Source organism: Streptomyces flaveus (genome assembly GCF_014647675.1).
In the GTDB taxonomy this organism is placed as follows: domain Bacteria; phylum Actinomycetota; class Actinomycetes; order Streptomycetales; family Streptomycetaceae; genus Streptomyces; species Streptomyces flaveus.
Genome location: NZ_BMPQ01000012.1, coordinates 183,944 through 196,074, shown reverse-complemented (window position 1 = coordinate 196,074; position 12,131 = coordinate 183,944). Strand labels below are relative to the sequence as shown.

Annotated in this window: 15 protein-coding genes; 14 read left to right on the top strand and 1 reads right to left on the bottom strand. The window is 67.2% G+C overall.

Going from position 1 to position 12,131, the window contains the following annotated elements; translation table 11 throughout:
• The first annotated feature begins 120 nt into the window (after window positions 1-120).
• From IEZ21_RS24385 to prcA, 4 genes are all read left to right on the top strand, one after another.
• On the top strand, window positions 121-339 hold the full coding sequence (locus IEZ21_RS24385) for a ubiquitin-like protein Pup (RefSeq protein ID WP_033323361.1): 219 nt from the start codon (window positions 121-123) through the stop codon (window positions 337-339).
• A 32-nt stretch (window positions 340-371) separates the two neighbouring features.
• Window positions 372-821, top strand: a complete 450-nt coding sequence (locus tag IEZ21_RS48875; protein WP_373302284.1) for an endonuclease domain-containing protein — start codon at window positions 372-374, stop codon at window positions 819-821.
• Window positions 773-1,618, top strand: a complete 846-nt coding sequence (gene prcB, locus IEZ21_RS24375) for a proteasome subunit beta (RefSeq protein WP_189324021.1) — start codon at window positions 773-775, stop codon at window positions 1,616-1,618. Before IEZ21_RS48875 ends, prcB begins: the two co-directional genes overlap by 49 nt.
• A 68-nt stretch (window positions 1,619-1,686) precedes the next feature.
• On the top strand, window positions 1,687-2,466 hold the full coding sequence (prcA, locus tag IEZ21_RS24370) for a proteasome subunit alpha (protein WP_189324020.1): 780 nt from the start codon (window positions 1,687-1,689) through the stop codon (window positions 2,464-2,466).
• A 63-nt stretch (window positions 2,467-2,529) separates the two neighbouring features.
• Here the strand turns inward: prcA and IEZ21_RS24365 are convergent, their stop codons facing one another.
• Window positions 2,530-3,546 carry a LacI family DNA-binding transcriptional regulator gene (locus tag IEZ21_RS24365; RefSeq protein WP_189324019.1) on the bottom strand — a complete coding sequence of 339 codons (1,017 nt, stop codon included), beginning with the start codon at window positions 3,544-3,546 and terminating at the stop codon, window positions 2,530-2,532.
• A gap of 108 nt (window positions 3,547-3,654) precedes the next feature.
• Between IEZ21_RS24365 and IEZ21_RS24360 the strand changes: the two genes are divergently transcribed.
• From IEZ21_RS24360 to tatC, 10 genes are all read left to right on the top strand, one after another.
• On the top strand, window positions 3,655-4,914 hold the full coding sequence (locus IEZ21_RS24360; RefSeq protein WP_189324018.1) for an MFS transporter: 1,260 nt from the start codon (window positions 3,655-3,657) through the stop codon (window positions 4,912-4,914).
• A gap of 9 nt (window positions 4,915-4,923) precedes the next feature.
• Window positions 4,924-6,285: a Pup--protein ligase gene (pafA, locus tag IEZ21_RS24355; protein ID WP_033323372.1), complete on the top strand. Its 1,362-nt coding sequence runs from the start codon at window positions 4,924-4,926 to the stop codon at window positions 6,283-6,285.
• Window positions 6,286-6,394: 109 nt separating this feature from the next.
• Entirely contained in the window at window positions 6,395-7,336 is a 942-nt protein-coding gene (locus IEZ21_RS24350) for an FKBP-type peptidyl-prolyl cis-trans isomerase (protein WP_189324017.1), read from the top strand.
• A 63-nt stretch (window positions 7,337-7,399) separates the two neighbouring features.
• Entirely contained in the window at window positions 7,400-7,774 is a 375-nt protein-coding gene (locus IEZ21_RS24345) for an FKBP-type peptidyl-prolyl cis-trans isomerase (RefSeq protein ID WP_033323376.1), read from the top strand.
• Window positions 7,775-7,952: 178 nt separating this feature from the next.
• Window positions 7,953-8,930 (top strand): helix-turn-helix transcriptional regulator, encoded by a 978-nt coding sequence (locus tag IEZ21_RS24340; RefSeq protein ID WP_033323378.1) that lies wholly within the window; start codon window positions 7,953-7,955, stop codon window positions 8,928-8,930.
• Between the two features lie 15 nt (window positions 8,931-8,945).
• Window positions 8,946-10,076 carry a helix-turn-helix transcriptional regulator gene (locus IEZ21_RS24335; RefSeq protein WP_189324016.1) on the top strand — a complete coding sequence of 377 codons (1,131 nt, stop codon included), beginning with the start codon at window positions 8,946-8,948 and terminating at the stop codon, window positions 10,074-10,076.
• A gap of 29 nt (window positions 10,077-10,105) precedes the next feature.
• Complete coding sequence (locus IEZ21_RS24330; RefSeq protein ID WP_373302283.1) at window positions 10,106-10,366, top strand: hypothetical protein; 261 nt, start codon at window positions 10,106-10,108, stop codon at window positions 10,364-10,366.
• 9 nt (window positions 10,367-10,375) lie between these two features.
• Window positions 10,376-10,570 (top strand): hypothetical protein, encoded by a 195-nt coding sequence (locus IEZ21_RS24325; RefSeq protein ID WP_033323384.1) that lies wholly within the window; start codon window positions 10,376-10,378, stop codon window positions 10,568-10,570.
• 231 nt (window positions 10,571-10,801) lie between these two features.
• Window positions 10,802-11,083: a Sec-independent protein translocase subunit TatA gene (tatA, locus tag IEZ21_RS24320; protein ID WP_189324014.1), complete on the top strand. Its 282-nt coding sequence runs from the start codon at window positions 10,802-10,804 to the stop codon at window positions 11,081-11,083.
• 95 nt (window positions 11,084-11,178) lie between these two features.
• Window positions 11,179-12,075, top strand: a complete 897-nt coding sequence (tatC, locus tag IEZ21_RS24315) for a twin-arginine translocase subunit TatC (protein ID WP_189324064.1) — start codon at window positions 11,179-11,181, stop codon at window positions 12,073-12,075.
• Window positions 12,076-12,131 lie beyond the last annotated feature (56 nt).

The window sequence follows — 12,131 nt, the reverse complement described above, 5'->3', positions numbered from 1 at the left end:
AAAGGGCAGCGTCCGGGAATCATGAAGGTGGTCCCCGGACGTTGTAGCAACTGTGGGGCCAATGTCGGACCCTGCTTGTAGGGTCTGATCAAGAACGTCGAACCGAGCGGGGTGAGGGTTATGGCGACCAAGGACACCGGCGGCGGCCAGCAGAAGGCAACGCGTTCCACCGAGGAGGTCGAGGAGACTGCGCAGGACGCGCAGGCATCGGAAGACCTCAAGGAACGCCAGGAGAAGCTGAGCGACGACGTGGACTCCGTCCTGGACGAGATTGACGATGTCCTCGAGGAGAATGCCGAGGACTTCGTTCGGTCATTTGTCCAAAAAGGTGGGGAATAGGGGTTAATGTCCGATTCTCTCGGGCGGGAGAAGTGCTCTCGCTGTCAGAGGGTCCGGTCACGGGACGCCTTCGCGTAACAAGGCGTCTCGTGACGGGCCCCCAGCCGCACCGCAGAGAGTGCTGGGCGGAGAGTCGGCAAAGGCATCAGAACGCACGTGGGAAGAACGTCCGACACCTGGTAAGGCGACCCAGGGACGAGGGTCAACCTGAAGCGCCAGTACGGCACGACCGGCGCCCAGCGCGCCGAGATGATCACCTCCCGGACGGGCCCTGCGTGATCAGTCCAAAGGCTCCGGTCATTCATGTGGATCACTGCCACGAGACGGGTAGGGTCCGAGACGTACTGTGCTTCAGCCGCAACGCCGCGCTGGGGCAGTTCAAGGATCGGCCCGACGTCATAAGGCGGGCTGCGACATACGTGGAAGGAAACGCGTGGAAGCCAACACTCGTAGCACCGGGCGTCTACCGGCTGCCTTCCTGACGCCCGGTTCGTCGTCCTTCATGGACTTTCTGTCCGATCACCAGCCCGAGATCCTGCCGGGGAACCGGCAGTTGCCCGCTGTCAAGGGAGTGATCGAGGCGCCGCACGGCACCACGATCGTGGCCACCACGTTCCCCGGCGGCGTCGTGCTCGCCGGTGACCGGCGGGCCACCATGGGGAATGTCATCGCGCAGCGGGACATCGAGAAGGTGTTCCCGGCTGATGAGTACTCGGCGGTGGGGATCGCGGGTACGGCGGGTCTGGCTGTTGAGATGGTGAAGCTTTTCCAGTTGGAGCTGGAGCACTTCGAGAAGGTCGAGGGTGCGCAGCTCTCCTTGGAGGGCAAGGCGAACCGTCTGTCGACGATGATTCGGTCGAACCTCGGCATGGCCATGCAGGGTCTCGCCGTGGTGCCGATCTTCGCGGGGTTCGACGTGGATCGCGGGAAGGGGCGCATCTTCTCGTACGACGTCACGGGTGGTCGTTCCGAGGAGCACGGCTTCGCGGCGACGGGTTCGGGTTCGATCTTCGCGCGCGGTGCCATGAAGAAGCTGTACAGCGAGGACATGACCGAGGAGCAGGCCACGACGTTGGTCGTGCAGGCTCTGTATGACGCGGCCGATGACGACTCGGCGACCGGTGGTCCCGATGTCGCGCGTCGGATCTATCCGATCGTCACCGTGATCACCGAGGACGGGTTCCGCCGTCTCACGGATGAGGAGTCCTCTGAGATCGCCCGCTCGATCCTGGAGCGGCGTATGGAGCGGCCTGACGGTCCGCGTGCGGCGTTGCTCTGACTGCGGCCCTTGTGGGCCCCTCTTGTTCAGGTGATCGAGTGACTTCCACAGAAAGGGACGGATAGCCGGTGTCGACGCCGTTCTATGTCTCACCTCAGCAGGCCATGGCCGACCGGGCGGAGTATGCGCGCAAGGGCATCGCCCGTGGCCGCAGCCTGGTTGTGCTGCAGTTCGCCGACGGCATTGTCTTCGTCGGCGAGAACCCGTCCCGTGCGCTGCACAAGTTCAGCGAGATCTATGACCGGATCGGCTTTGCGGCCGCCGGCAAGTACAACGAGTACGAGAATCTCCGCATCGGTGGTGTTCGCTACGCCGACCTGCGGGGTTATACCTACGATCGTGACGATGTGACTGCTCGCGGTCTGGCCAATGTGTATGCCCAGACGCTCGGCACGATCTTCTCCAGTTCGGCGGAGAAGCCGTATGAGGTGGAGCTTGTGGTGGCCGAGGTCGGGGTGACGCCCGATGGTGATCAGATCTACCGGTTGCCGCACGATGGGTCGATCGTGGACGAGCATGGCTCGGTCGCGGTGGGTGGCAATGCCGAGCAGATCAGCACCTATCTGGATCAGCGTCACCGGGATGGTATGACGCTGGCCGAGGCGTTGAAGCTGGCTGTTCAGGCCCTGTCCCGCGATACCAATGGCAGTGAGCGGGACATTCCCGCGGAGCGTCTTGAGGTGGCGGTTCTGGACCGTACGCGTCCGCAGCAGCGCAAGTTCAAGCGCATTGTGGGTGGCCAGTTGTCCCGCCTGTTGGAGGGTGGCAGTTCGGACGGGGCTGCGGACGTCGCCGAGTCCGATGGGTCTGATGATGCCGATGGGTCGGACGCGTCCGACGAGAAGTAAGTCCGCCAGTCGTCACCTTGCGCCCCTGTCCCGCCTCGCTGCGGGGCCGGGGCGCAGTGGCGTTCAGGATGGGTGTGGTGGCGCTGTGGAGCCTCGTACGACGAGTTCGACGGGGATGTTGCCTTCCGGTGGTGTTTCGCCTTCCAGGACTGCGAGGAGGGCTGTCATGCCGCGTTCGCCGAAGAGTTCGGCGTCGAGGCGGACGGTGGTGAGTTCGGGTTCGATGGCTGTGGCGAGGGCGAGGTCGTCGAAGCCGGTCACGGAGATGTCGTGGGGGATGCGCAGGCCGAGGTGGCGGGCGGCCTTGTAGGCGCCGACGGCGAGTTTGTCGTCGTCGCAGATGACGGCGGTGGGCCGGGGGCCCGGGGCGCGTAGGGCGTCTTCGGCCGCGGTACGTGCCCCTTCGATGGTGATGGGCGCCTTTGCCGTGCGTACGTCGGTGCCGGTTCGTTCTGCCACGCGGGCGGCGAGTTCCCGGGCGCGTACGTCGAAGGTCCAGGAGTCGATGTCTGCGGCGAGGTGGAGGAACCGGCGGTGGCCAAGTGTCAGCAGGTGTTCGGTGATCTGGCGCATGCCGTCGGTGATGTCGAGGTTGACGGTGGTGGCGCCCAGGCTGCCGGCCGGGTCGCTGTCCAGCATGACGAGGGGGAGGTCGTCGCCGCGGATTTCTGTGAGGGCTTCGGAGGCCATGGAGGAGGCGATGACGCCGTCCAGGGCGGCTCGGGCGGAGGCGAAGGGGTCCCGGGCGGGGCCGATGCCTTCGGGTGAGGGGTACAGGACGACGCCGAAGCCGTGTTTGGCGGCGATGCGGGCGGCTCCTTCGTAGACGGCGGCAAAGAACTCGTTGGTGAGTGCGGGCACTACCAGGAGGGCTGTTCGTGCCTGGCCGAGCCGTAGGTTGCGGGCGGCGAGGTTCGGCCGGTAGCCGAGTTCCCGTGCGGCCTGGCGTACTCGTTCGGCTGTTGCCTCGGAGACTCGTCCGCGCCATTTGTCGCCCAGTACGAGGGAGACGGCGGCCTGGGAGACTCCGGCGGCCTGGGCGACGTCGCGGCTCGTGGGGCGGGTGCTTCCTCGTGCCACCGTCGACCTGCTCTTTCTGCTGGACTCGCGGACTGGCCACATGGTACGTATGACCAAGGAAGTTATACGTACAACGTCAGCTGCCACGGGCTACGAGAAGGGCGTGACATGGCCGCGCGTTACCTGGAGATCCTCAGAACGAGGCACGCCGCTCGGCTGCTGGCCGGCACTCTTGTGGGACGGCTGCCGAACGCCGTGGCCGCGATCGCCGTCCTGCTGTTCGTCCGCACCGAGGGCGGCAGCTACAGCCTCGCCGGCGCGCTGGCCGCGGTGTACGGGGTGTCGAATGCCGTGGGGCAGCCGGTTCTCGGGCGTCTGGTGGACCTCCTCGGGCAGCCGCGTGTGCAGCTGCCCGCCGCGCTCGTCTCCGCCCTCGGTATGGCGGTGTTCGCTTTCACGGGCATCGGGGCGCTTGCGCTCGCGTACGTCCTGATGGTGGTCGCCGGGTTCTTCACGCCGCCTCTGGAGGGCGGTCTGCGGGCGTTGTGGCCCACGGTCCTCCGTAAGGAGGACCAGGTGCACACGGCGTATGCGATGGATGCCGTGGCGCAGGAAGTCATGTTCACCGTGGGGCCGTTGCTCGTCACGCTGTGCGTGTCGCTGTGGTCGGCGCAGGCCGCGCTTCTTGTGTTGAACGTCATAGGGGTGCTGGGCGCGCTCTCCGTGGTGGTGTCGCGACCTTCGCGCGCGTGGCGTTCGGCGCCGCGTGAGGCGCACTGGCTCGGTGCGTTGCGCTCGGCCGGTCTGCTCGTCCTGCTCGGCGCGTTCCTTTTCGTGGGTATCGCGCTGGGCTCGATCAATGTCGCGGCGATGTCGTACGCGGACGACAACGGCGGGGATGTGACGTACGGCTGGCTGATGGCGGCCATCGGGCTCGGCGCGCTCGTCGGGGGCACCGTGTACGGGGCGCGGCAGTGGAGCGGTGCGCCGGAGCGGCGACTGCGGGTGCTGGTCACGCTTCTGGCGGTGTTCTACGTACCGCTGACGCTGACGCCGGGTGTGGTCGCCATGGCGATGCTGATCGCGCTCTCCGGGGTGTTTCTGGCGCCCTGTATCGCCTGCTCGTTCGTCCTGGTCGACCGGCATGCGCCGAGGGGGACCGTCACCGAGGCGTTCTCCTGGCTTGTGACGACGTTCACGGTGGGAATGTCGGTCGGGACGGGTCTCGCGGGACCGGTCGTCGAGTGGGGAGGCGCGGTGTCGGGCTTCGCTCTGCCGGGTGTCGCGGGGGCCGTGGCGCTGCTTGTTCTGCTGGCCACGGGGCGGGTCCTCGCAGCTACGGGCAGCGGTGCGGTGGTTGAAGCCGCATCGGAAAATGATCGAAACGGTGCACCCGAACCTCGTTTCAGCACAGGGCATCAGGCGTAATGTTCAGTCATGGACCGCCGCATTTTCGGGCTGGAGAACGAGTACGGCGTCACGTGTACGTTCAGGGGACAGCGTCGACTGTCTCCCGACGAGGTGGCGCGGTACCTCTTCCGCCGTGTCGTGTCATGGGGCCGCAGCAGCAATGTCTTTCTGCGAAACGGCGCCCGCCTCTATCTCGACGTGGGGTCACATCCGGAATACGCCACACCGGAATGTGACAACGTGACAGAACTCGTCACCCACGACAAGGCCGGCGAGCGCATTCTGGAAGGACTCCTGGTAGACGCCGAACGACGCCTGCACGAGGAAGGAATCGCGGGCGACGTCTACCTCTTCAAGAACAACACCGACTCGGCGGGCAACTCCTACGGCTGCCACGAGAACTATCTGGTGGCCCGCCACGGGGAGTTCTCCCGGCTCGCGGACATCCTCATCCCGTTCCTCGTCACCAGGCAGCTTCTGTGCGGTGCCGGCAAGGTGCTGCAGACGCCGCGTGGCGCGGTGTACTGCGTCAGTCAGCGGGCCGAGCACATCTGGGAGGGCGTCTCCTCGGCGACGACCCGTTCCCGGCCGATCATCAACACGCGTGACGAACCCCACGCGGACGCCGAGCGCTACCGTCGCCTGCACGTCATCGTGGGCGACTCGAACATGTCCGAGACGACCATGCTCCTCAAGGTCGGCGCCACCGATCTCGTACTGCGCATGATCGAGGCGGGCACGGTGATGCGCGATCTGACCCTGGAGAACCCGATCCGGGCGATCCGCGAGGTCAGCCATGACATCACGGGCCGCCGCAAGGTGCGCCTGGCCAGCGGCCGTGAGGCTTCCGCCCTGGAGGTGCAGCGCGAGTACTACGAGAAGGCGGTGGACTTCGTCGATCGGCGCGGCATCCGCACCGGCACCGTCGAGCAGGTCCTCGAGCTGTGGGGTCGCACGCTGGACGCGATCGAGGCCGAGGACCTCGACCGGATCGGCACCGAGATCGACTGGGTGATGAAGTACAAGCTCATCGAGCGGTACCGCGCCAAGCACAACATGACGATGTCGCATCCTCGGGTCGCGCAGATAGACCTCGCGTATCACGACATCCACCGTCGTCGAGGGCTGTACTACCTGCTGGAGAAGAGGGGACAGGCCACCCGGATCTGCAATGACCTGAAGATCTTCGAGGGCAAGTCCGTGCCGCCGCAGACCACTCGGGCGCGGCTGCGCGGCGACTTCATCCGGCGGGCGCAGGAGCAGCGCCGGGACTTCACCGTCGACTGGGTCCATCTCAAGCTCAATGACCAGGCACAGCGCACGGTGTTGTGCAAGGACCCGTTCCGTTCCGTCGACGACCGGGTGGAGAAGCTCATCGCGGGCATGTAAGCGCGCATTGAGGGGAACCGGCCACGGGCTCCGTACGTTCTCGTACGGAGCCCGTGGCACACCTTAGGGTGGCGGGCAACCACAGTGCCGTCTGAGATCTGAGGAACACGTGCGCCGAATTGCCGGCCTTCTCGTCCCCCTGCTGCTGCTCTCCACAGCGGCCTGCGGAAGTGATGACGACAAGGGCTCCGACTCCACCGCCGCGAAGAACGGAGTGCCCGCGATCACCAAGGGTACCGAGTTCGGGAAGAAGCCGACCATCGCCAAGGGGGAGGGGACTCCGCCGAAGGGGCTGAAGGTCGAGGTCATCAGTGAGGGCGACGGCGCGAAGCTGGAGAAGGGCGACGCCACCGAGGTGAACTACCTCGGGCAGGAGTACGACGAGGCGAAGCCCTTCGACAACAGTTTCGACCGGGGTCAGCCGTTCTCGCTCACGCTGGGCGGTGGCAGCGTCATCCCGGGCTGGGAGAAGGGTCTGGAGGGCCAGAAGGTCGGCAGCCGTGTCGAGCTGGTCATCCCGCCGGACCAGGGGTACGGGGCGCAGGGTCAGGGCGACATCAAGGCGAACGCCACGCTGGTCTTTGTCGTGGACATCGTGAAGGGCACGAAGATCCCGGCCTCGGCGAAGGGCACGGAGGTTGCCCAGGAGAACATCAGCCTGCCCAAGGTCGGCACCAACACCGACGGCAAGGAGCCGAAGGTGACCATGCCGAAGGACGTCGACCCGCCGAAGAAGCTGGTCTCCAACTACGTGCTGGAGGGCGACGGTGCCGAGGTCAAGGGGACCGACAGTGTGGTCCTGAACTATTCCGCTCTGCTCTGGGAGGGCGGCAAGCAGTTCGACAGCACCTACAAGACGGGCAAGACCCAGACCTTCCCGCTGGACCAGCTGACGATCAAGGGTCTCAAGAACGGTCTCGTGGGCAAGAAGGTCGGCAGCCGGGTGCTGCTCGTTCTGCCCCCCGACCAGGCTTTCGGTGCGCAGGAGACGCAGGGCATCCCGAAGAACTCCACTCTTGTCTTCGCCGCCGACATCCTGGCCGTGATGTAAGACTGGGCAGGTTGCCCAATCATTCGTCAGGCATGACGTACGTACGACACAGGAGCCAGTGCAGTGAGCATCGAGAAGCCCGAGATCGACTTCCCGGGCGGCGAGCCCCCGGCCGACCTCGAGATCAAGGACATCTGGGAGGGCGACGGGCCGGTCGCGAAGGCCGGCGACTTCGTCAAGGTCCACTACGTGGGCGTGGCCTACTCCAGCGGCGAGGAGTTCGACGCCTCCTGGAACCGCGGTACGCCGCTGGAGTTCCAGCTCGGCGTCGGCCAGGTCATCTCCGGCTGGGACCAGGGTGTGCAGGGCATGAAGGTCGGCGGGCGCCGTCAGCTGACCATCCCCGCCCACCTCGCGTACGGCGATCGCGGTGCCGGTGGCGGCCGTATCGCGCCGGGCGAGGCGCTGATCTTCGTCTGCGACCTGGTCGCGGTCTGATCTTCGCGGGGGCCGGCCGCGAGTGGCTCGCGGGCCGGTCCTCGTACGCCGTGTGATCTGGTCCGACCGGACCCGATCAGCTGGGGCCCATGCCTGTCGGGCATGGGCCCTCGGCTTTTGCCACGACACTCCGGAGCGGTACGGTCATCGATCGGAAGCACCATAAGGAAGGACGTCGATGGCCATTGCCAAGGCCGAGCGGCTGATGAACCTGGCGCTGTGTCTGCTCGGGACGCGGCGGCCGCTCAGCAAGCGTGAGCTGCGCGATTCCATCGAGGCTTACGTCGAGGCCTTCAGGCCGGGCAGCGGCGCAACCGGTTCGGACGATTCCTTCAACCGGATGTTCGAGCGCGACAAGGACGATCTGCGCGAGCTGGGCCTGGTCATCGAGACGGTGGAGAGCCTGGACGGCGAGGTCGGCTATCTGGCCCGCCGGGACAGCAATCGCCTGCCGCCCATCGCGCTCGACGCCGAGGAGGCCGCCGCCCTGGGCCTGGTCGCCAAGGTCTGGCAACAGGCCCGCCTCGCGGGCGCGGCGAGCGGCGCTCTGCAGAAGCTGCGTGCGGCCGGACTTCCCGAGGACGTCGACCCGTACGAGGCCCATGGCGCCCTGGAGCCGCACATCCCCGTGCACGAGGCGGCCTTCGAACCGCTGATGCTGGCCTGTCGAGACCGCCGTCCCGTCTCCTTCGACTACCGCAAGGCCACCGCCGCCCGCCCCGAGCCCCGCATCGTCGAGCCCTGGGCGCTGGAGTGCTGGCGCGGCCACTGGTACCTGGCCGGCTGGGACCGCGACCGGGGCGCCGAGCGGGTGTTCAGGCTGTCGCGGATCACCGGCAAGGTTCGTAACCGGAGCGGGAAGTTCACGGCCGAGGTGCCCGATGTCGTCACCGTGCGGGAGACCGTCGCGAGCTGGGCCGGAGAGACAGCCGACCGCTCCGCGCTGATCCGGCTGCGCAGCGGGGCGGGCTACCCGCTGCGCGCCAAGGCCGTCTCCGTACGGGAACTGGGCGACGGCTGGGACGAGTTGGAGATTCCGTACGGGCATGGCCTGGACGCCTGGCTCGTGGAGTTCGGGCCCGATGTGGTGGTCCTGGAGCCCGCCGAACTGCGGGCCGATGTCGTGGACCGGCTGCGCGCCGTGGCCAAGGGCTGAGGGGGCGTAGGAGAAGTGGCGGGAAAACCGGTCAGGCCAGTGAGTGCCATCGACCAGACGCGGCGGATGCTGTCCCTGGTGACGTATCTGCGGGAGCGCCCCGGTGCGCGCGTCAGCGATGTCGCCCGGGCCTTCGGGATCACCGAGGACGAGTTGATCTCCGACCTCGATGTGCTGCCGCTGTGCGGGACCAGTTTCCGCGGCGGCGATCTGCTGGACATCGACACCGACGGCGACCGGATCTGGTGGCGCAACCCGGGCGCCCTGGGCGCGGAGGCGGCCGAGCCGCTGCGGATCGCCGCCGACGAGGCGACCGCGCTGCTGGTGGCCGCCCGGGCCGTGTCCACCCTGCCCGGGCTGCGGGAGGGCGACCGGCAGGCGCTGCTGCGGGCCACCGCCAAGGTGGAGGCCGCGGCGGGCGAGGCGGCGGGCGCCAGTGCCCGGCTGTCGGTGACGTTCGAGTCGGAGGGCGGGGTCTTCGCGGACGTCGACCGGGCGATCTCCGAGCGGCGCCGGCTGTGGATCCGCTACTACTCGCCCGGGCGCGATGAGCTCAGCGAGCGCGAGATCGACCCGATCCGCCTGGTCAGCGTCGGCCACACCTACGTGGAGGCCTGGTGCCGCCGCTCCGAGGCGCGGCGCACCTTCCGGCTCGACCGGGTCGCGGAGATCCGCATCCTGGACGAGCCGTCCGCGCCGCCCGAGATCGAACTGCGGGACCTCTCCGAGGGGCTGGTGCAGCCCGCCGCCGAGGATCCCGAAGTGGTCGTCGAGGTCGGGCCGGGCGGGCGCTGGGTCGCCGAGTACTACCCCCACGACAGCGCCGATGAACTCCCGGACGGCGGGCTGCGTATCACCCTGCGTGCCTCCGATCCCGCCTCGCTGCGCCGCCTCGCGCTGCGGCTCGGGCGGGACGGCCGGATCGTCTCGCCGCGTGAGGTCGCGGACAGCGCCCGGCAGGCGGCACGCGAGGCGCTCGCGGCGTACGACGAGCCACCGGGCGATGGGGGTCCCCCCGCTCATGGGGGTCCCCCCGCTCGAGCGAAGCCGAGAGTGGGGGAGGAGCCGAGAGTGGGGGAGAGTCTCCCCGAGGTGCCGCATGGAGTTCAGGACGGGCTGTACGGCAGGCAGGAGCAAGGGCTGTGAGCAGGTCGGCGATGTCTGGTACGCAAGGAATGTCCGTGACATCCGCGTTCTCGGGCATGACGAGAGTGGATCCCGTGGTGTTCAAGGCCGCCTGCCCCGACTGCCGCGCCCACTTCGAACTCTCCGCGAACGCTCTGCGCTTGGCGATCGGCGCCACACCGAAGACGACCTTCTACTCCTTCACCTGCCCCGAGTGCGGGGCGGCCGTGCGCAAGCCGGCCGGTGAGCGGATCGTGGAACTCCTCACCGGCGGGGGAGTGCGGACCCTGCGGCTGCACTCCACCGTCTAGGGGCGGCGCATGTTCTGGCCGATGCTCGCGATCGCTGTGGGGTTCCTGGGAATCGCTGTACTCGGTGTTCTTGCTGTCCGGGTCTTCCTGGAAGCCGAGCGTCTGGGCAGGCAGGTCACGGATTCCGCACATCGGATCAGTCGCGCGGCAGAAGACCTGGAACGGGCCTCCGCGACCGCGGCGCGTTCTGTCGATGCGCTGTGAGCCGTCCCTGCCGGGCGCTTTGAGTCATTCCGGCCTGTCAACTTCTCACCCGGGGCAGGTACGCTCAAGAGCGCGGCCCAGGGACGAGGCGCTGGCCGAACATGGAGTATGCACAGGCATTGCCTGACGTTTACTCCTGCGGGTTACGATCGCCCACAGCCGATGGTCGGATGATGTCCGACCAGCCGGACACAAGGACTTCCTGTCGCCTCGGTGAAGAAGGTAAAAGCTATGGGTAGGCTCGGCCCCACCGAGATCATTCTCATCCTCGTCGTCATCATTCTGCTGTTCGGCGCGAAGAAGCTTCCGGACATGGCTCGCTCGCTCGGCAAGTCTGCGCGCATCCTCAAGAGCGAGGCCAAGGCGATGAAGACGGAGGGCCAGGACGACACCACGGCTGCCTCCGCGCCGCCGAACGGCGAGACCCCGGCTCAGCGCACCATCCAGGCCGCTCCCGGTGACGTGACCAGCTCCCGCCCGGTCGCTGAGCCGACGGACACGACCAAGCGCTGACGCAGGGCCGGTGACCTCCGGCCCGCTGCACGAGATGGGAACGTGGGTTGCTGAAGTCTGCCCGCAAGAAGGAAGAGAAGGATCCCGAGGGGCGGATGCCCCTCGTGGAACACCTTCGCGAGCTCCGCAACCGGCTCACGAAGGCGATGATCGCGATCATCCTGGTGATGATCGTCGCTGCTTTCTACAGCGAACAGTTGATGCAGTTCCTCGCCGACCCCGTACCCACGTGCGAGGACCTCGTGAACAGCGACGGCGGCAACTGTGCGATCGTCTCGTTCAACACCCTCACGTCGCCGTTCACCACGACGATCAAGGTGAGCCTGATGGCCGGCCTCGTGGTGTCGAGCCCGGTCTGGCTGTATCAGCTGTGGGCGTTCGTCGCCCCCGGTCTGCACAAGCACGAGAAGAAGTACACGTACGCCTTCGTCACCGCGGCAGTCCCGCTGTTCATCGGCGGCGCCCTCCTCGCGTACGCCATCCTGCCGGTCAGCATGAAGGTGCTGCTGAGCCTCACCCCAGGGGGCTCGGCCAACATCCTCTCCCTGGACGAGGTGCTCGACTTCACCATCCGTATGGTGCTGATCTTCGGCGTCGCATTCGAGCTGCCCCTGCTGCTCATCATGCTCAACATGGTGGGCATCGTCTCCGGGCGGCGCATGGCGGGATGGTGGCGTGGCGTGGTCATGGGGGTCTTCGTCTTCGGTGCCGTCGCCACGCCCACGACCGACCCGGTGGGCATGATCGCCCTTTCCGGACCGATCATCGTGCTGTACTTCATGGCGGTGGGCTTCTCGCTGCTCAACGACAAGCGACGCGCTCGCAAGGAAGCACTCGGCCCCGACGACGACGAGGCCTCCGAACTCGATCTCACCCCGGAGGACGTCGGGGAGGTCGAGTCCGTCTCGGCCAGCCGCGCCCTGCCAGCGCAGCCGGACTCCGACCGCCGGCGCGATCCGGACCGGGTCAACGGCTACGACGACGTGACCTGACAGACGCGCACCGAGACCGGCCCCGCGTACCTGAGCTGGGTGGATTCCCGGTGGGC